The 20404-nt window shown below is 54.6% G+C and carries 17 protein-coding genes; 1 reads left to right on the forward strand and 16 read right to left on the reverse strand.

All coding sequences use genetic code 11. The annotated features are described in order from the left end of the window. The first annotated feature begins 8 nt into the window (after positions 1-8). A complete protein-coding gene (gene yacG / locus ACP3TC_RS17615; protein ID WP_313855774.1) occupies positions 9-215 on the forward strand; it encodes a DNA gyrase inhibitor YacG in 207 nt (68 codons plus the stop codon). A gap of 48 nt (positions 216-263) precedes the next feature. On the opposite strand, the gene mutT is transcribed toward yacG, so the two are convergent. From mutT to ACP3TC_RS17695, 16 genes are all read right to left on the reverse strand, one after another. Then, positions 264-653: an 8-oxo-dGTP diphosphatase MutT gene (gene mutT / locus ACP3TC_RS17620; protein ID WP_313855773.1), complete on the reverse strand. Its 390-nt coding sequence runs from the start codon at positions 651-653 to the stop codon at positions 264-266. A gap of 55 nt (positions 654-708) precedes the next feature. After that, positions 709-3414, reverse strand: coding sequence for a preprotein translocase subunit SecA (secA, locus tag ACP3TC_RS17625; protein ID WP_313855772.1), 2706 nt, complete (start codon positions 3412-3414; stop codon positions 709-711). A gap of 87 nt (positions 3415-3501) precedes the next feature. Continuing rightward, entirely contained in the window at positions 3502-4002 is a 501-nt protein-coding gene (gene secM / locus ACP3TC_RS17630; RefSeq protein WP_313857590.1) for a secA translation cis-regulator SecM, read from the reverse strand. A 292-nt stretch (positions 4003-4294) separates the two neighbouring features. Then, entirely contained in the window at positions 4295-5212 is a 918-nt protein-coding gene (lpxC, locus tag ACP3TC_RS17635; protein WP_313855771.1) for a UDP-3-O-acyl-N-acetylglucosamine deacetylase, read from the reverse strand. A gap of 102 nt (positions 5213-5314) precedes the next feature. Continuing rightward, positions 5315-6469, reverse strand: a complete 1155-nt coding sequence (ftsZ, locus tag ACP3TC_RS17640; RefSeq protein WP_052900285.1) for a cell division protein FtsZ — start codon at positions 6467-6469, stop codon at positions 5315-5317. A gap of 120 nt (positions 6470-6589) precedes the next feature. After that, positions 6590-7846, reverse strand: a complete 1257-nt coding sequence (ftsA, locus tag ACP3TC_RS17645) for a cell division protein FtsA (RefSeq protein WP_313855770.1) — start codon at positions 7844-7846, stop codon at positions 6590-6592. Continuing rightward, the gene (gene ftsQ, locus ACP3TC_RS17650) at positions 7843-8682 is read right to left on the reverse strand and encodes a cell division protein FtsQ (protein WP_313855769.1); all 840 of its coding nucleotides are present in this window, start codon (positions 8680-8682) and stop codon (positions 7843-7845) included. The genes ftsA and ftsQ overlap by 4 nt, the downstream gene beginning before the upstream one ends. 1 nt (position 8683) lies before the next feature. Beyond that, entirely contained in the window at positions 8684-9604 is a 921-nt protein-coding gene (locus ACP3TC_RS17655) for a D-alanine--D-alanine ligase (RefSeq protein WP_313855767.1), read from the reverse strand. Further along, positions 9597-11075 carry a UDP-N-acetylmuramate--L-alanine ligase gene (gene murC / locus ACP3TC_RS17660; RefSeq protein WP_426816929.1) on the reverse strand — a complete coding sequence of 493 codons (1479 nt, stop codon included), beginning with the start codon at positions 11073-11075 and terminating at the stop codon, positions 9597-9599. The genes ACP3TC_RS17655 and murC overlap by 8 nt, the downstream gene beginning before the upstream one ends. Before the next feature lie 49 nt (positions 11076-11124). After that, positions 11125-12183 (reverse strand): undecaprenyldiphospho-muramoylpentapeptide beta-N-acetylglucosaminyltransferase, encoded by a 1059-nt coding sequence (gene murG / locus ACP3TC_RS17665; RefSeq protein WP_426816930.1) that lies wholly within the window; start codon positions 12181-12183, stop codon positions 11125-11127. Beyond that, positions 12180-13394 (reverse strand): cell division protein FtsW, encoded by a 1215-nt coding sequence (ftsW, locus tag ACP3TC_RS17670; RefSeq protein WP_313855763.1) that lies wholly within the window; start codon positions 13392-13394, stop codon positions 12180-12182. The genes murG and ftsW overlap by 4 nt, the downstream gene beginning before the upstream one ends. Continuing rightward, complete coding sequence (gene murD, locus ACP3TC_RS17675; RefSeq protein ID WP_426816931.1) at positions 13394-14710, reverse strand: UDP-N-acetylmuramoyl-L-alanine--D-glutamate ligase; 1317 nt, start codon at positions 14708-14710, stop codon at positions 13394-13396. Before murD ends, ftsW begins: the two co-directional genes overlap by 1 nt. 2 nt (positions 14711-14712) lie before the next feature. Beyond that, the gene (mraY, locus tag ACP3TC_RS17680; RefSeq protein ID WP_313855760.1) at positions 14713-15795 is read right to left on the reverse strand and encodes a phospho-N-acetylmuramoyl-pentapeptide-transferase; all 1083 of its coding nucleotides are present in this window, start codon (positions 15793-15795) and stop codon (positions 14713-14715) included. Beyond that, on the reverse strand, positions 15789-17150 hold the full coding sequence (murF, locus tag ACP3TC_RS17685) for a UDP-N-acetylmuramoyl-tripeptide--D-alanyl-D-alanine ligase (RefSeq protein WP_426816932.1): 1362 nt from the start codon (positions 17148-17150) through the stop codon (positions 15789-15791). The genes mraY and murF overlap by 7 nt, the downstream gene beginning before the upstream one ends. Further along, the gene (gene murE / locus ACP3TC_RS17690; protein WP_426816933.1) at positions 17147-18634 is read right to left on the reverse strand and encodes a UDP-N-acetylmuramoyl-L-alanyl-D-glutamate--2,6-diaminopimelate ligase; all 1488 of its coding nucleotides are present in this window, start codon (positions 18632-18634) and stop codon (positions 17147-17149) included. Before murE ends, murF begins: the two co-directional genes overlap by 4 nt. Further along, positions 18621-20387, reverse strand: coding sequence for a peptidoglycan glycosyltransferase FtsI (locus ACP3TC_RS17695; RefSeq protein WP_426816934.1), 1767 nt, complete (start codon positions 20385-20387; stop codon positions 18621-18623). The genes murE and ACP3TC_RS17695 overlap by 14 nt, the downstream gene beginning before the upstream one ends. Positions 20388-20404: the final 17 nt, after the last annotated feature.

The following is a 20404-nucleotide window of genomic DNA, read 5'->3' on the forward strand; positions in this document are numbered from 1 at the left end:
TTGCCGTAATGAAAGATGAAGTGACCGTAGTAAACTGCCCGACCTGTGGCAAAGATGTGATCTGGGATGAACTGAGCCAGTTTCGGCCGTTCTGCAGTAAGCGCTGTCAGCTGATTGATCTTGGTGAGTGGGCGGCAGAAGAGAAGCGGATTGCCAGTAGCGGTGATTTGTCAGATAGCGATGACTGGAGCGAAGAGCAGATCAATCGTCATTGATAGCTCTGAAGCGGCGGCGGTAACGCCGCCATTCAGGCAGTGAAGCAATTATTCAGCCAGCAACCGTGCCACAATCGGGCTGTTCGCCGGTGGAAACTCTTCCGCCACCAGTTCAGCTTGCGGCACCCAGCGCATCGGTTGTCCTTCACGGCCATAGGGCTCACCGTTCCAGCCTTCGACCATAAAGAAGTGCAGCGTTACGCGAACATCCTGATAAGTATGATCGGCAGTATCGAAAGGCACCGCCGTCGTAACCTCAATTCCGGTCTCTTCCAACAGCTCGCGGCTTAATGCCTGCGCGGCAGTTTCGTCAGCTTCAATTTTTCCACCGGGAAACTCCCACATATTGGCCATATGAGAACTGGCTGAGCGCTGCGCGAGGAAGATTTGCTTACTGGCATTGCGAATGATACCGACCGCAACTTGCAGGTGCTTCATTGTTCAACTCCCTTTTTGATCCTCCTCCCCCGTAGGCCGGGGGAGGAAAGGATTATCAGGCTAAACGGCCATGACACTGCTTGAACTTCTTACCAGAACCGCATGGGCAAGGATCGTTACGACCCACTTTTCGCTCACCGGTCTGGCCAGACAGCTCTTCTGCTGCCAGAGTCTCACTGTCGACATGGCTTAAATGCTGCTGCTGTTGCAGGCGCTCAGCTTCCTGGCGGCGCTGCTCTTCCATCGCTTCCACTTCTTCTGGCATACGCACCTGCACTTTACACAGGGTGCTGATCACTTCGTATTTCAGTGATTCCAGCATCGCGCCAAACATAGCGAAAGATTCACGCTTGTACTCCTGCTTCGGATCTTTCTGCGCGTAGCCACGCAGATGGATGCCCTGACGCAGGTAGTCCATTGCCGCCAGATGCTCTTTCCACAGCGAGTCAAGCGTTTGCAGCATCACGCCTTTCTCGAAGTTACGCATCATCTCGGTGCCAACCACTTCTTCTTTACGCAGATAGACTTCTTTGCCCTGCTCCATGATGCGCTCACGCAGCGTCTCTTCATGCAGCTCAGGTTCTTTGTCCAGCCACTCAGCAATCGGCATTTCCAGATCGAAATCGTTTTTCAGACGCTCTTCCAGACCAGCAACATCCCACATCTCTTCCAGTGACTGCGGCGGAATATAGGTATCGATGGTGGTTTTGAACACATCATCGCGGATGCTGTTAATGGTTTCGCTCACGTCAGACACGTCCAGCAGTTCATTACGCTGGGTGTAAATCGCGCGGCGCTGATCGTTGGCAACGTCATCATATTCCAGCAGCTGCTTACGAATATCAAAGTTGCGGCTTTCTACTTTACGCTGCGCATTGGCAATCGCCTTGGTTACCCATGGATGCTCAATCGCTTCGCCTGGTTTCATTCCCAGTTTACGCATCATATTAGAGACGCGATCGGAGGCGAAAATACGCATCAGTGCATCTTCCATCGACAGATAGAAGCGCGATGAACCCTGGTCACCCTGACGGCCGGAACGACCACGCAGCTGGTTATCGATGCGGCGTGATTCATGACGCTCAGTACCGATAATATGCAGACCGCCGGACGCCAGCACGGCATCATGACGGATTTTCCACGCGGCTTTAATCGCTTCAATCTGTTCGGCCGTTGGCGCTTCAAGATTGGCAATCTCTGCCTGCCAGCTACCACCCAGCACGATATCAGTACCACGACCGGCCATGTTGGTGGCGATGGTTACTGCGCCTGGCTGACCGGCCTGTGCCACGATGTCTGCTTCACGGGCGTGGAACTTGGCGTTCAGTACGCTGTGCTTAATACCCGCACGTTCCAGCTCATGGGAAACCACTTCAGATTTCTCAATTGAAATAGTACCCACCAGAATTGGCTGACCATTAACGGTACGCTCGCGGATATCTTCGATAATGGCATCGATCTTCTCTTTCTCTGTCATGTAGACCAGATCCGGCAGATCTTTACGCACCATAGGACGGTTGGTTGGCACCACAATGGTATCCAGCTTGTAGATAGAGCTGAACTCAAATGCTTCGGTGTCCGCCGTACCGGTCATCCCGGCCAGCTTTTCGTACAGACGGAAGTAGTTCTGGAAGGTGATAGAAGCCAGAGTCTGGTTTTCGTTCTGAATCTCAACGCCTTCTTTTGCTTCAATTGCCTGATGCAGGCCATCAGACCAGCGACGACCCTGCATGGTACGACCGGTGTGCTCATCAACGATAATGACTTCACCGTCTTTCACGATGTAGTCGACGTCGCGGGTAAACAGCACGTGCGCGCGCAGTGCCGCCGTCACGTGGTGCATCAGCATAATGTTGGTTGGCGAGTAAAGTGATTCACCCTCTTCCATAATGCCTTCGCTGACCAGCAGCTCTTCAATATTCACCAGGCCGCGCTCGGTCAGGTGAACCTGGCGCGCTTTCTCATCAACCGAGAAGTGGCCTTCGCCCTGGAAAGTATCAGAGTCTTCTTTCTCCTGACGGATCAGGTGAGGAATAATTTTATTAACTTTGGTATACATCTCGGAGCTGTCTTCAGCCGGGCCGGAGATGATCAGTGGGGTACGCGCTTCATCGATCAGAATTGAGTCAACTTCATCCACCAGTGCATAGTGCAGCTTACGCTGTACGCGCTCTTCAGGGCTGAACGCCATATTGTCACGCAGGTAGTCAAAGCCGTATTCGTTATTGGTACCGTAAGTGATGTCGGCGGCGTAGGCCTCGCGTTTCGCCGGCGCTGGCATACCTGGCAGGTTGATACCGATGCTCAGGCCGAGAAATTCGAACAGCCCACGGTTATTCTCGGCATCACGCTGTGCCAGATAGTCGTTGACGGTGACAACGTGTACGCCTTTACCGCTTAACGCATTCAGATAAGCAGGCAGCGTCGCGGTCAGAGTTTTACCTTCACCGGTGCGCATTTCCGCGATGCAGCGGTCGTTCAGTACCATACCGCCAAGCAGCTGGACGTCAAAGTGACGCATGCCGAACACGCGCTTACTGGCTTCACGTACGGTGGCAAAAGCTTCAGGAATCAGGCTGTCTACGGTTTCGCCCTTTTTCAGGCGCGCGCGGAATTCGTCAGTTTTGGCTTTCAGCTCATCGTCAGTAAGCTTTACAAATTCTGGCTCCATCTTATTGATGGCATCTACAGCTTTACGCATACGGCGTAAAGTACGATCGTTACGGCTACCAAAAACCTTGGTTAAAATTGTCGTCAACATAATAAATACTTCTCTCCAGCCGGGCTTTTATACGGCTTACAGCGTTGTTTTGATTATTTAAGTTTGTAGAGCTGTGCTCTGAATCGTTCAGGCGAGAGTAGCCGGTCCGGCACGAATGCCCTGAACCTGCGCCAGCCACAAACCGCTGTGATAAGCAGCGCGCAGCGCTTCATTACGGCGTGGAGTATCACGGATAATAACCGGAGGACGAGACTCGTGAGTCAATAACGCATTGAGCGTGTCGAGCAGCGCGAGTTTCTGGACTTCAAGCGGTAACGCCTGCTCTGCCGTCGGCAGATGCTGTGGCGTTAAGGCAAAAGAGAGGTGGCGAATAACGATGCGGATCGCATGCTGGTGCCAGTAATCGACGTTAAAGTTCGGACGACGTGCGCTTTCCTGTAGCAGCGCCAGGCTGTCAAAACGTGCGACTTTACCAATAGTCAGGCTATTGGATGACGTTTCAGGGCTTCTCTGCTCGCTGGCATGGGTGACAGGCAGGCCAAAACTCGCCGCGACCATCCCCAACAGGAGATGCGGCCAGAAGTAACGCCTGCCAAATTGTCGCCAACGATTAAGAATGCCGATCACTTTTTTCCGCCACTGCGCCCAAACCTCTGCGGCTGGGGTCACTGAAATCAATAGTTTTACTGAGGCCAAATATTACCATTATTAGTCACTGTCGACATCAGGATATATCTATCCGCAGCGGGAAATGTCCGGTTATCTGCACAAGAAAACAGCAGCTAAACACGAAAAACCGGCAGTAACGCGGCATTGGAGGCAGTAGATGGGATTACTGAAAGAGGAAAAATAATAGAACGACTGGCCTCACTGGCCGGAGAGAGTACCAGCTCAACCAGTCGTAATAGTCAGTTCAGGCTTACGCCAGAACCAGATTTGGTGCCTTGAATGCCAGCGGAAGTTCGGCTTCGTCTTCAAACGTTGCCCATTCCCAGGCTTCCTGCTTCGCCATAACCGCCTGCAACAGCTTGTTATTTAATGCATGACCAGATTTGAATGCGGTAAACGCACCAATGATATTGTGGCCACACATAAACAGGTCACCGATCGCATCAAGCATTTTGTGACGGACAAATTCGTCTTCAAAGCGTAAACCGTCTTCGTTCAATACGCGGTAGTCATCCACCACGATTGCACAATCGAAGCTGCCGCCGAGGCACAGGCCGCGGGACTGCAGATATTCGATTTCACGCATAAAGCCGAAAGTACGTGCACGGCTGATCTGACGCACAAACGCTTCAGCAGAGAAGTTCATGCTGTAACGCTGCGCGCTGGAATCAATCGCCGGATGGTTAAAATCGATGGTAAAGTCCAGCGAAAAACCATTGTATGGCTTGATCTCAGCCCATTTGTCACCGTCTTCAACCCGGACTGGTTGTTTGACGCGAACAAATTTCTTGGCGCTGTTCAGCTCTTCAATGCCTGCGTCCATCAGCAGATAGACAAAGGGTGCTGCGCTGCCGTCCATAATCGGGATTTCAGGCGCATCAACTTCAACCACAATGTTATCAATACCCAGACCGGAAAGTGCTGCGTTCAGGTGCTCGACTGTTGAAATACGCACGCCATGCTCATTAACCAGGCAAGTTGAGAGCATGGTATCACGCACGGATTTGGCATCAGCCGGGAAATCAACCGGTGGATTCAAGTCAGTGCGACGATAGATGACCCCGGTGTTAGCCGACGCAGGGCGTAAAGTCAGCGTGACTTTTTTGCCGGTATGTAAACCGACTCCAGTCGCCTGAACAATACGTTTTAATGTCCGTTGTTTGATCATCGCATTATCTCGCAAAAATTACTCATCCGACCGCCAGTGTATATCACTGACGGGCGAACATTTTAGCACAAAGAGCGGAGAATCCAAATTCTCAGGCAATTCTTAGTCAGCCTGCTTACGCAGGAAGGCTGGAATATCCAGATAATCTGGTTCTTTATTGGTCTGTGCACTTTGATCGTTCACCACTTTCGCGGCCGGTTTTTGCTCCTGAGGCAGTGGAGCCATACCGTGCTGCTGGTAGCGATGATCCATCACTGGCTGGCTGGATTGCTTGTTGGTAACCAGCGTAATTTCTGGACGTTTGTCCATGCCGATACCGGTCGCAACCACAGTCACACGCAGTTCGTCGTTCATTTCCGGGTCGAGAGAAGTACCAATCACCACTGTCGCGTTATCAGACGCGAAAGCACGGATGGTGTTACCCACGGTTTCGAACTCATCCAGACGCAGGTCAAAGCCCGCGGTGATGTTAACCAGCACGCCACGCGCACCAGAAAGGTCGATATCTTCCAGCAGTGGGCTGGAGATCGCCATTTCTGCGGCTTCTTCCGCACGGTCTTCACCACAAGCGACGCCAGAACCCATCATTGCGTAACCCATTTCAGACATCACGGTACGCACGTCAGCGAAGTCGACGTTCATCAGACCCGGACGGGTGATCAGCTCGGCGATACCCTGCACCGCGCCTTTCAGTACGTCGTTAGCCGCACCGAATGCGTCGAGCAGAGAGATACCACGGCCCAGCACTTTCAGCAGCTTGTCGTTAGGAATAGTAATCAGTGAATCGACATGCTTGGACAGCTCGGCGATACCCTGCTCGGCAAAGGCCATGCGCTTTTTGCCTTCAAAATTGAAAGGCTTGGTCACCACGGCAACCGTCAGGATACCTAAATCTTTCGCCACTTCGGCAACGACAGGCGCTGCACCGGTACCAGTACCGCCACCCATGCCGGCGGCGATAAACACCATGTCAGCGCCTTCCAGAGCTGAACGCAGTGCTTCACGATCTTCCTCAGCAGAGTTACGACCGACTTCCGGGTTTGCACCAGCACCCAGACCTTTGGTGATTCCATTACCAATTTGAATCGTCTGACCGACCGCAGTTTTACGTAACGCTTGCGCGTCAGTATTCACAGCGAAGAATTCAACACCTTCGATGCGCTCACGCACCATATGCTCTACGGCATTGCCACCGCCCCCGCCGACGCCGATGACTTTAATCACCGCGTCATTGGTTAATTCCATAGGTTCAAACATAATTTCTCTCCGTTATGTGCCTGTCGCCTGGGGATCTAATAATACCTGTTATCTTTCACGCTACAGCGGTGTTAGCCGTAATGCGAAATTTTTTTAGGTAAGAATCCCCTTTACTAAAAATTAAAACTCTTTTCTCAGCCAGCTGTTGATACGTTTAAACCAGTTACCGACCGAGGCTCTTTTTTCAATATCAGCTTCACCGTTCAGGTGAGACTCTTTTCCGTAGTGCAGTAAGCCTACCGCTGTTGAGTAGTAAGGCTCCTGAGCATAATCGGTTAAGCCGGTTATGTTCAGCGGCTGGCCAATTCGTACCTGCGTGTGAAAAACACGCTGGGCACAGGCAGCCAGCCCTTCAATTTGTGCCGCACCGCCGGTCAGAACAATCCCCGCCGCCAGATGGTGTTTTACGCCCTGCTGACGCAGCTGTTCCTGCAACTGCAGAATCTCTTCATTAACCAGATTCAGCAGTTCGGTGTAACGCGGTTCAATGACTTCAGCCAGCGTCTGACGCTGCAGACTTCTTGGCGGACGCCCACCGACGCTCGGTACTTCGACGTTTTCGTCTTTGCCCACGATGGAGCCAAGGGCACAACCATGGCGAACTTTGATCGCTTCAGCATCGGTTGGCGGCGTACCGAAGGCGTAAGCGATATCGCTGGTCACCACATTGCCAGCATACGGAATCACTTTAGTGTGACGCAGTGCGCCGCCAGTATAGACTGCGATATCCATGGTGCCACCGCCGACATCCACCACGCAAACGCCCAGCTCGCGTTCATCCTCGGTCAGCACCGCAAAGCTTGATGCCAGACCGGCAAAGATCAGTTGGTCAACTTTGAGGCCACAACGTTCAACGGCTTTAACAATGTTTTTTGCCATGTCGTTGTGACAGGTGATCAAATGCACTTTTGCCTGCATACGCACGCCGGATAAACCGACCGGATTTTTGATCCCTTCCTGATAGTCGATCGCATATTCCTGAGGAATAACATGCAGAATACGATGCTCATCACGAACGCGGACTGACTTAGCAGTATGTACCACATTCTCTACATCTTCCTGTGTCACTTCCTCTTCGGAAATCGGAACCATCCCGATTTCATTCTGGCAACTGATGTGTTTGCCCGATAATGCGAGGTAAACCGACGAAATCTGGCAGTCGGCCATCAGTTCGGCCTGATCGATAGCGCGCTGTACGCACTTCACTACCGATTCCAGATCGTTAACGCCGCCTTTATCCATACCGCGGGAAGGACAGCTGCCGACCCCGATAATATTGACCATGCCATCGGGCAGAACTTCCCCTACTAAAGCGGCAACCTTCGCGGTGCCGATCTCGAGTCCAACTACCAGTTTTCTGTCCGTCGACTTGATCATTGTTGTTTAGCCTGTGCCTGATTCTGTTGCTGGTTACTGTCCTGCGGCTCAATAAATGCCGGTGCCCATCCTACTGCCGCGCCAGAGTCATAACGCAGATCTACGTAATCGATGCGTTTGTTCTCTGCCGTCGCCTGCTGCTGTAGCGAAGGATAGAGCTGCATAAAACGCTTCAAACGCTTCATGTCATCATTACGTCCAAGTTCGATGCGGATATCGTCGCCCGTCACCAGCTGCCATGAACGTCGTGCCGTCATTGAGGCCATCTTCAACTTAAACTTATCTGCTGCCAGCACCTGGCTCATCTCGCGATAACCGGTGAGGACTTCCTGCTCGCTGCCTTCAGGGCCATACAGCATCGGCATCTCTTCCTTGCCAAGATGATTTGCCGGGACGCTGAATGATTTACCCTCAGCATCAACCATATGCAGGTCATTCCAGCGCGCAACCGGAACATATTCAACCAGATGAATCTTTAATTCGTCCGGCCACTGCTTACGCACGCTTACCTGCTGAATCCACGGCAGACGTTCAATTTGCTGCTGAATAACGTTAACGTCCTGCGACATAAACGTTCCCGGCGAGCCCAGTGACAAAATCGCCTGACGAATATCGTCATGGGTGGTGTAGTGGGTTTTTCCGGTCACCACCAGCCTCGACAGCGGCAAGCGCGACGCGTCATTCATCCACTTCAGCACCACCAGCCCGCCGAACGCCATGGTGCCTAACACCATGAGCAGGAAAATAATGCCTGCCAGCCGTGAGCCATTACTGCGTCCGGTGCGCGCCTTCTCCTGCGCTTCCCGGTTACGTACATTCAGAGCCGCCTGAGACATATCAGTCAGCCAGCTCCAGAATACGGGTTACCAGCTGCGAGAAAGAGAGACCTGCCTGCTTCGCTGCCATCGGTACCAGACTATGGCTGGTCATGCCCGGCGAGGTATTCACCTCCAGCAGACAGAAAGCGCCTTCGCTATCCATCATTACATCAACCCGACCCCAGCCGCTGCAACCCAGCGCACGCCACGCATCCATCACCAACGCGCTTAATTCGGCTTCGCGTTCGGCGGTCAGGCCGCTTGGGCAGAAGTACTCAGTATCATCAGAGATGTACTTGGCCTGATAATCATAAAAATCACTGGCCGGCTGAATACGAATCGACGGCAGAATGTCTTCGCCGACAATCGCCACCGTGTACTCAGGGCCACTTAAAAATTTCTCAACCAGCACTTCGTCATCATGACGGAACGCTTCTTCCAGCGCTGCTGGCAGATCAGCAGGCTGATTAACACGCGAGATACCGACGCTGGAACCTTCGCAACTTGGTTTCACAAACACCGGCATACCCAGCGCGGCGATGCGTTCAGCCAGTTCGCCCGTCACCCCAGCATTCATCTGCTGACGGTTAATCACCACATACGGTGACACTGGCAGACCCGCGCCCTGCCACAGCAGTTTGGTGCGCATCTTATCCATGGTGATGGCCGAAGCCATCACGCCGCTGCCGGTGTAAGGAATTTGCAGAAACTCCAGCAGCCCCTGTAACGTCCCGTCTTCCCCGCCACGGCCATGCAGAGCGATAAACGCTTTGGCAAAACCTTCTTCTTTCAGGCGCATTGGCGAAAAGTCACGAATATCGACAGCATGCGCGTTAATACCCGCCTGCTGCAACCCTGCCAGAACCGCACTGCCTGAAAGCAAAGACACATCACGTTCTGCGGAGGTCCCACCCAGCAATACCGCTACTTTCTCAGCCATGATGTTCTTCTCCATTAGTGATTTGCGGTTGTAACTTGTTATCCGCCAGTTTACGGGCGATTTTACCTACGTTGCCGGCACCCTGAACCAGGATCAGATCGTTGCCTGACAGAGTCGGAGCCAGCATCTCCAGCACGTCGTCATGATCGGGAACCAGGATCGGATCGACTTTGCCACGGCCACGAATGGTGCGGCACAGCGATCGACTGTCAGCACCCGGGATCGCCGACTCGCCAGCGGCATAAACATCCAGCATTAACAGCACGTCTACCTGCGACAGCACATTGGCAAAATCGTCGTACAGATCACGGGTACGCGTATAACGGTGCGGCTGGAAAATCATGACCAGTTTCTTATCTGGCCAGCCGGCGCGTGCCGCTTTAATCGTCGCATCGACTTCGGTCGGGTGATGACCGTAGTCATCAACCAGCATCGCGCTACCTTCAGTACCGTTGACGTTAGCCAGCGGGTATTCGCCGAGGAAGTCGAAGCGGCGGCCAGTGCCCTGGAAGCTCTCCAGCGCACTGAGAATATCTTCATCCTCAATGCCTTCTTCACTGGCCACTGCTACAGCAGCGGCAGCATTCAGCGCGTTATGTCGGCCTGGTGCGTTAAGCGTGACGTTCATTAACGGCTTATCGTGGCGCACCAGCGTGAAATGGCCCTGAGCACCGTGCTGCTGATAATTTTCGATACGCACGTCAGCATCATCACTGAAACCGTAAGTCGTCACCTGACGGCCAACCCGCGGCAGCAAGTCGCGGATAACGGCATCATCAATACACATTACTGCACGACCATAAAACGGCAGGTTATGCAGGAAGTTAATAAACGTCTGCTTCAGATTTTCGAAGTCGCCCTGGTAAGTATCCATATGGTCGGCTTCAATATTGGTGACAATCGCCACCATCGGTTGCAGATGCAGGAACGACGCGTCGCTCTCATCCGCTTCGGCAATCAGATAACGGCTGCTGCCCAGGCGAGCATGCGTGCCCGCCGCTTTAACCAGACCACCGTTAACAAAAGTCGGGTCCAGGCCACCTTCAGCATAAATACTGGAAACCATCGCCGTGGTGGTGGTTTTACCGTGCGTACCGGCAACCGCAATACCGTGACGGTAGCGCATCAGTTCAGCCAGCATTTCAGCACGGCGGATCACCGGGATACGGGCCTCACGTGCGGCAACGATCTCCGGGTTATACTGAGAAACTGCCGTCGACACCACCACTACGCTGGCGTCACTGACGTTTTCCGGGCGATGGTTAAAATAAATGGTGACGCCAAGGGCCGCCAGATGCTGGGTAACCGGGTTCGGCGCTAAATCAGAACCACTAATCTCATAACCTTCGTTGGCCAACACTTCGGCAATACCGCCCATGCCAGCACCACCGATGCCGACAAAGTGAATGTGCCGGACGCGACGCATCTCGGGCACCATTAAACGCAGTTTCGCCAATTGTTGTGTATTCATCTTTTCTGCCTGTTGCGAGCCGTGTTGATCCGGCCCCTGAAAATCATATTTATAATGCCGTGGCGGCGACGGCGTCAGCGACGCGTTGTGTCGCGTCCGGAATCGACGCTGCGCGTGCCTTTTCAGCCATCAGCAGCAGCGTTGGGCGATCCCAGCCTGCCAGCGTTTCTGCCACCACATCCGCCGTAAACTGCGGCTGCTCAAAAATTTTGGCTGCACCCGCTTGCTCCAGCGGCAGTGCATTCCAGTACTGCTGACGATCTTTATGCTGAAACGGCACAAAAATCGCTGGTAAACCGGCGGCAGCGATTTCGCTGACGGTTAACGCGCCCGAACGACACACCACCACATCAGCCCAGGCGTAGGCCGCAGCCATATCATCGATAAACTCAGTGACTTTATGCTGCGTTTGCCCGACGTCCTGATAAGCCTTTCGCACGCTATCCAGCGCGCCTTTGCCGGTCTGATGCCAGAGCGTGATGCCATCAGCCATTTTCGCCGCGACCTGGGGCAGCGTCTGGTTCAGTATTCGCGCGCCCTGGCTACCGCCGATCACTAACACACGAATCGGGCCTTCACGCCCGGCCAGTCGCTCGCCGGGTAACGGCAGCGCCAGCACGTCGGTACGCACCGGATTGCCAACCACATCGGCATTCGGAAACGCACCTGGAAACGCCTGCAGCACTTTTTTGGCAATTTTGGACAGCCATTTATTGGTCAGTCCGGCAATACCATTTTGTTCATGCAGCACCACCGGGATACCGCAACTCCAGGCCGCCAACCCGCCGGGACCGGAGACATAGCCGCCCATCCCCAGCACCACGTCTGGCTGATACGCTTTCATAATCGCCCGCGCCTGACGCCAGGCGGAGAAAATGCGCATCGGTGCCAGTAACAGAGCTTTCACACCTTTGCCGCGCAGGCCGGTGATACGAATAAAATCAATCTCGATGCCGTGTTTGGGAACCAGATCCGCTTCCATTCGGTCTGCGGTGCCAAGCCAGCGAACCTGCCAGCCTTGCTCCATCAGATGGTGTGCTACTGCCAGCCCGGGGAATACATGCCCACCGGTTCCGCCAGCCATCACCATCAGTCGCTTACCACTCATCGGGCACCTCGTGTAAACGCCTGCGCTTTTGCCAGACGCGTTTCATAATCAATACGCAATAACAGTACGATAGCCGTCGACATAATAATCAGACTGGAACCACCGTAACTGATCAGCGGCAGCGTCAGACCTTTGGTCGGCAGCATGCCCGCGGCAGCACCGACGTTAACCAACGCCTGGAAGCTAAACCACACGCCAATCGAACAGGCTAAAAAGCCGGAAAAACGCTGGTCAAGCTCTAATGCCCGGCGGCCAATCGACATCGCACGAAAAGCGACGAAGAATACCATTAACAGGGCAAAAACCACACCGATATAACCCAGTTCTTCCCCGATAATCGAGAAAATGAAGTCGGTATGTGCTTCCGGTAAATACTCCAGTTTTTGTACTGAATTACCTAAGCCCTGGCCCCAGAACTCACCGCGACCAAACGCCATCAGCGACTGGGTCAGCTGGTAGCCGCTGCCGAAAGGATCTTCCCATGGATCCCAGAAGGAAGTGACGCGGCGCATACGGTACGGTTCAGCAATAATCAGCAAGCAAACGGCAAAAATCCCCGAGCCGATAATTGCCAGAAATTGCCATAACTTCGCCCCTGCCAGGAACAGCATCGCCAGCGTAGTAACAAACAGCACCACCACCGTACCGAGGTCAGGTTGTGCCAGCAGTAACACCGCCAGCACCACCATTACGCCCATCGGCTTACAGAATCCCCAGAAGTTGTGACGGACTTCCTCTACCTTGCGCACCAGATAGCTGGCGAGATAGCAGAACAATGACAGCTTCGATAACTCTGCTGGCTGGATACGTAGCGGCCCAAGGGCAATCCAGCGCGATGCGCCGTTGACCGAGCTACCGACGACCAGCACAATCAACAGCATCACTACCGAGGCCACCAGCATAATATTGCTGTAACGCTGCCAGACTTCCATTGGCACCCGCAGTGTTACCAGCGCCATGCCAAACGCCAGCAGCAGATAGAATGCTTCACGCTTGGCAAAGAAGAACGGATCTTCTGACAAACGCTGCCCCACCGGCATCGATGCCGATGTCACCATCACAAAACCGATAATCGCCAGACCAAAAGTCAGCCACAGCAACGTGCGGTCATACAGCACCATTGACGAGGCGTCTTTTTCACGCGATCCCATCACCCAATCTTTCAGACGATGAGAAATGCCGCCAGCAAGGCTCAGACCAGGAAAACGCATCAGCCAAGCTCCTTAGCCAGTTGCACAAACAGATCGCCACGCTGTTCAAAGTTACGGAACTGATCGAGGCTGGCACAAGCCGGCGACAGCAGCACCATATCGCCCGGCTGCAGCTGGACAGCAATCTGTTCCATCGCCTGCTGCAGGGTCTCGGTGCGTACTGAAATTTCAGGGCGTAAGTCTGCCAGTGCGGCAGCGTCACGTCCGAAGCAGTACACCCGCACGTTATCGCCTTGCAGATAGCGCGCCAGCGGGCTGAAGTCGGCTGATTTACCGTCACCGCCCAACAGCAGCCACAGCGTGCCCTGAACCTGCAAGCCATTCAGCGCCGCTTCAGTACTGCCGACATTGGTCGCTTTAGAATCGTTAATCCAGCGCACGCCGTTATGCTGCCATGCAAGCTGGAAACGGTGCGCCAGCCCGCTGAAAGTGGTCAATGCTTTCATGCTGGTTGCACGCGGCAGGCCAACGGCATCTGCCAGCGCCAGCGCGGCCAGCGCATTGGTGTAATTATGCTGCCCGACGAGATACATCTCATCGGCATTCAATACTTTTTCACCATCCGCACGCAGCCAGGTGCTGCCCTGCTGACGGTTAAGATGATAATCACCGACGTCAGCGCCAAAGCTAATGCAGCGCTTATCCGCCCCGCGCACCGGCATGGTCAGCGCGTCATCGGCATTAACCACGCATACTGCGGCATTTTCATAAATACGTAACTTCGCGGCGCGATACTGCTGCAAACCGAGCGGATAGCGGTCCATATGGTCCTCAGTAACATTGAGGATGGTCGCCGCCGCCGCTTTCAGACTGTGGGTGGTCTCCAGCTGAAAGCTTGACAGTTCCAGTACATACAGCTGCGCCGGGTGCTGCAGTAACGTCAGCGCCGGTAAACCAATATTTCCGCCGACACCCACTGCCCAGCCAGCGGCTTTCGCCATCTCACCCACCAGCGTGGTGACGGTGCTTTTACCGTTAGAGCCGGTAATCGCCACGATCGGTGCTTTCGCTTCGCGGCAAAACAGCTCGATATCACCGATAATCTCAACTCCCGCCGCGGCGGCATCCATTAAAGAAGGATGTGCCAGCGCCATACCCGGGCTGGCAATAATCAAATCGGCGGCCTGCAACCAGCCATCATCGAGCGAGCCTAAATGACGCTCCACCGTTTCCGGCAGCTTATCGAGGCCTGGCGGTGACAGTCGGGTATCCATCACGCGTGGCGTAACGCCTTGCGCTAAAAAGAAATCAACACAGGACAGGCCGGTCAGGCCCAACCCGATAATGACGACTTTTCTACCCTGATAGTCTGCCATGATTAACGCACCTTCAGTGTCGCCAGGCCAATCAGCACCAGCATCAGTGAAATAATCCAGAAGCGCACAATCACGCGCGGCTCCGGCCAGCCTTTCAGTTCATAGTGGTGGTGAATCGGCGCCATGCGGAAAATACGTTGTCCGCGCAGCTTAAACGATCCCACCTGCAGAATGACCGACAGGGTTTCAACCACAAACACCCCGCCCATAATTACCAGCAGAAACTCCTGACGCAGCAGCACGGCAATCGTGCCGAGCGCGCCGCCCAGCGCCAGCGAGCCGACGTCACCCATAAATACCTGCGCCGGATAGGTGTTGAACCATAAGAAGCCCAGACCGGCACCGACAATGGCGGTACAAACAATCACCAGCTCACCGGCATGACGCAGATAAGGAATATGTAAGTAGGCGGCAAAATTAACGTTACCGGTTGCCCAAGCCACCAGCGCAAAGCCCGCAGCCACAAACACCGTCGGCATAATTGCCAGACCATCCAGCCCGTCGGTCAGGTTGACCGCATTACTGGTACCAACAATCACAAAATAGGCCAGCAGCAGATACAGCAAACCAAGCTGCGGCATGATGTCTTTAAAGAACGGCACCACCAGCTCGGTGGCCGGGGTATCTTTGCCGATGGCGTACATCACAAAAGCAACCGCCAGCGCAATCACCGACTGCCAGAAATATTTCCAGCGGGCGATTAATCCTTTAGTGTCTTTACGTACTACTTTGCGGTAGTCATCAATAAAGCCGACGATGCCGTAACCCACCAGTACAAACAGCACGCACCAGACATACGGATTCGACGGATAGGCCCACATCAGTACCGAAATGGTAATCGACGTGAGGATCATAATGCCGCCCATCGTCGGCGTGCCGCGCTTGCTGAAATGCGACTCCGGACCGTCGTTACGCACCACCTGACCAATTTGTAATTTTTGCAGATACGCGATCAGGCGCGGTCCCATCCACAACGAGAGGAACAGCGCGGTCAGCAGGCTGACGATGGCGCGAAACGTCAAATAGGAAAAGACGTTAAAGCCAGAATAAAAAGCGACCAAATGTTCGGCCAGCCAGACTAACATGTTCCTTTCTCCTTTAAGGCCTGTACTACCTGCTCCATGGCGGCACTACGTGAACCTTTAACTAAAATGGTTAACTCTTGATGCTCGGACAGCAGCGCTGATAAACGTGCGATCAGCGCTGGCTTATCATTAAAATGCTCGCCAACACCGCTGGCCTCGCTGATACCTTTACTCAGCGTACCGACACTCAATACCCGATCGATGCCTGCCAGACGCGCCGCGTCACCCACCTCACGATGGCACTCAACGGCTTCTGCGCCCAGTTCACCCATATCACCTACCACCATCACGCGGTAACCGGGCATTTCTGCCAGCACCTGTGCGGCGGCGGTCATCGAGCCAACGTTGGCGTTATAGCTGTCATCAATCAGCAACTGCGTGGCGTTTAACGCTACCGGGAATAAACGCCCCGGCACCGCTTTCAGTGAGGCTAACCCTTGCTGAATCGCGTCAAGAGGCGCATCAACCGACAGCGCCAGTGCAGCAGCAGCCAGCGCGTTAGCGATATTGTGACGACCAGGCAGCGGCAGCGTGATTTCCGCTGCCCCTGCTGGCGTATGCAGGGTGAACTGCGTGCCCTGGGTGCTGAAACGAATATTGCTGGCATAGAAATCGCTGTCTGGCTGCGACTCAACCGAGAAACGCCACAGCGTTTTATGGTGCAGGTGGTTCTGCCAGTGCGGCCAGTCATTGCTGTCAGCATTGATAATGGCGGTGCCGGTTGCTGACAGGCCTTCGAAAATTTCGCCTTTGGCTTTCGCAACGCCTGCCAGCGAACCAAACCCTTCCAGATGCGCCGCGGCGAGGTTATTCACCAGCGCGGTTTCCGGACGGGTCAAATCGGTGGTGTAGGCAATTTCACCCTGATGGTTAGCCCCCAGCTCAATCACCGCAAACTGGTGCTCCGGCGTCAGGCGTAACAGCGTCAGCGGCACGCCGATGTCGTTATTCAGATTACCGGCGGTATACAGCGTCTCACCGCAAACGCGCAGAATCGCCGCGGTCATCTCTTTTACCGAAGTCTTGCCGGACGAACCGGTCAGTGCCACCACACGGGCCGTGCTCTGCTGGCGTACCCAGCCCGCCAGCTGACCCAGCGCAATACGTGTGTCATTAACCACCACCTGCGGCACCGCCACTGGTAAGTGCTTACTTACCAGCAAAGCTGCCGCGCCATTCGTAATGGCATCAGCAACAAACTCATGGGCATCAAAGCGTTCGCCTTGCAGCGCGATAAATAGCGCGCCCGCAGACACTTTGCGCGTGTCGGTGGTGACCTCAGCAAAATTCAGGTCGCCGCCGTGCAGCTTACCTGCGGTAATGTCGGCCAGCTGCTGCAGAGAAAGGGCGATCATGCCACCACTCCCAGTAAGCGGGCGACCGTCACACGATCGGAGTAATCCAGTCGGCGATTGCCGACCAGCTGATAATCTTCGTGGCCTTTACCGGCAACCAGCACCACGTCATCTTCCTGCGCCTGCATAATGACGTTAGTGACCGCTTGCGCACGCCCGTGCACTACCCGTGCGCGGCCTGCATCGAGTAAGCCGGAAAGAATACCTTCGACAATTGCCGCAGGTTCTTCACCGCGCGGGTTGTCATCAGTAATCACCACCACGTCGGAGAACTGCTCGGCAATCGCGCCCATTAGTGGGCGCTTACCTTTATCACGATCGCCGCCACAGCCGAACACACACCACAGCTGACCTTTACAGTGCAGTCGCGCCGCTTCCAGTGCTTTTTCCAGCGCGTCCGGCGTGTGAGCATAATCCACCACTACCGTTGCCTTGCCTGGCGCATTGAACACTTCCATGCGGCCACAAACTGGCTGTAACTGATTACCGGTAGCGATCAGGCCGTCCAGCGGGTAGCCCAGCGACAGTAAGGTCGCCAGCGCCACCAGCAGATTACTGACGTTAAACGCGCCCATCAGGCGGCTGTCGATAACGCCATTACCCCAGCTGGATTCGAAGGTAATTGAGGCACCGTTGTCGTGATAATTAACCTCGGTGGCTTTCAGCCAGCGACCACGGCAACCCGGCTGCAGATTGTTTTGCATGGTGACGGCAACGGCATCCGGCAGGTTAAGTAACCAGCGGTAACCGACTTCGTCATCAGCATTGATAATCATCTGCCCGACCTGATGCTCAGAGAACAGCAGCCATTTGGCGGCTTCATAACGCGTCATATCACCATGGTAATCCAGGTGATCGCGACTGAGATTAGTAAATGCGGCAGCGGCAAATGGCAGCGCCGCAACGCGATGCTGTACCAGCCCGTGTGAGGAGACTTCCATGGCGGCGACGGTCGCGCCCTTTTCCACCAGGGAGTGCAGCACGTGCTGAACATCCACCGCAGAGCCAGTGGTGTTTTCAGTCGACACCAGCTGACCATACAGGCCGTTACCGACGGTACCCATTACCGCGCCGGTTTCACCCAGCAGATTGGCCCACTGCGCCAGCAGCTGGGTGGTAGTCGTTTTACCGTTGGTTCCGGTCACGCCAATCAGGCGCAGTTGCTCGCCCGGTTGCTGATAAAAGCGCCCGGCCAGCGCCGATAAACGCTGTGGCAGCTGTGCCAGATAAATCACCGGCACGCCGTGCATTTCGACGATATCACCATCTTCTGCGACGCCTTCGGCTTCAGCAATCACCGCAGCCACACCCTGCGCGATAGCTTGCGGGATAAAACGTCGCCCATCGGCCTGATGGCCGGCAACCGCCACAAACAGATCGCCGGATGCCGCCTGGCGGCTATCCAGTGTCATTTCACGAAGCGGGCGCTCCGGTGCACCGGGCACCCATGGAGCCAGTAAGTCGCGCAAGTTACGATCTGCCACCTGATCCCTCTTTCTTGTTAAGTACCACATCGTTCTTATCCGTGGTCGGCAGCGCATCCGGCTCGATGTTCATGGTGCGTAATACACCGCCCATGATGGCACCAAACACCGGCGCAGAAACCGCACCACCATAATATTTACCGGCCTGTGGATCGTTAATCACCACCACCAGTGCAAAACGAGGATGGCTCGCAGGCGCAACGCCTGCGGTATAAGCAATGTATTTATTGACGTAGCGACCATCCGGGCCGACTTTTTTCGCGGTACCGGTCTTAATCGCTATGCGATAACCTTTAATTGCCGCTTTTACGCCACCGCCGCCCGGCAATGCCACGCTTTCCATCATGTGCACCACGGTTTTCACCAGGTCTTCAGGGAAGACGCGCTCGCCATTAACCGGCGGGTCAACTTTGGTAATCGACAGCGGACGAGCGATGCCATAGCTGCCAATCGTTGCGTAGACTCGCGCTAACTGTAACGGCGTTACCATTAGCCCGTAGCCGAAAGAGAAGGTGGCCCTCTCTATGTCAGACCACCGTTGTTTTTGAGGATATAAGCCACTGCTTTCTCCGACCAACCCCAAATTGGTCGCCTTACCCAATCCAAAGCGCGCGTAAGTATCTACTAACGCTGAGGATGGCATCGCTAACGCCAGCTTTGAAACACCGACGTTACTCGATTTCTGCAAAACCCCGGTCAGGGTCAATTCGCTGTAGCGCGCCACGTCTTTGATCTCATGACCATTAACGCGGTACGGCACGGTATTCAGTACGGTATTCTCTTTCACCACGCCACGTTGCAGCGCAGTCATCACCACCATCGGCTTCACCGTTGAACCGGGTTCGAAGATGTCGGTGATGGCACGGTTACGCATGACGTCTTTTGGCGTACCGCTGAGGTTATTCGGGTTATAGGCCGGGCTGTTCGCCATCGCCAGCACTTCGCCGGTATTCACATCCACCAGCACCGCAGTACCGGATTCGGCTTTGTTAAACGCCACGGCATTGTTCAGCTCGCGATAGACCAGCGCCTGCAAGCGCTCATCAATGCTTAACGCCAGGTTATGTGCGGCCTGGCTGTCCACCGAGGAGATATCTTCAATTACCCGGCCATAGCGGTCTTTACGCACGGTACGTTCACCGGGCTGGCCAGTCAGCCATTTATCGAAGCTCTTCTCTACCCCTTCGATGCCCTGACCGTCGATATTGGTAAAGCCAATCAGATGTGAGGTGACCTGCCCGGCGGGATAGTAACGACGCGACTCTTCGCGCAAATAAATGCCCGGCAGTTTCAGTTTTTTGATGTAGTCGCCAATCGCCGGGTTAACCTGGCGCGCCAGATAGACAAAACGCCCTTTTGGGTTGGCATTTACGCGGCCAGCCAGCTGATCGAGCGGAATAGACAGCGCATCGGACAGCGCTTTCCAGCGGCTGTCGAGGGTGACGCCGCCATGTTCATGCAACACTTTCGGATCGGCCCAAATGGCGTTTACCGGCACGCTGACCGCTAACGGACGCCCGGCGCGATCGCTGATCATTCCGCGCGCGGTAGGCACTGCCTGCACGCGCAGCGAGCGCATATCACCTTCACGCACCAGCTTGTCCGGGTTGATCACCTGCAGATAAGCCACCCGCAGCAGTAAGCCAGTCAGAGCCAGTAAAATACAACCGCACAGCAACGCAAAACGCCAGCTTACAAAGCTGGCCTGATCTTCCTGTTTTTTCAATTTAAGCGTCTTGGTTGCAGCTTTCATTGAGTCCGTGGTTCCTT

It is taken from the genome of Winslowiella sp. 2C04 (assembly GCF_050037805.1).
GTDB classification, from domain to species: Bacteria; Pseudomonadota; Gammaproteobacteria; order Enterobacterales; family Enterobacteriaceae; genus Erwinia; species Erwinia toletana_A.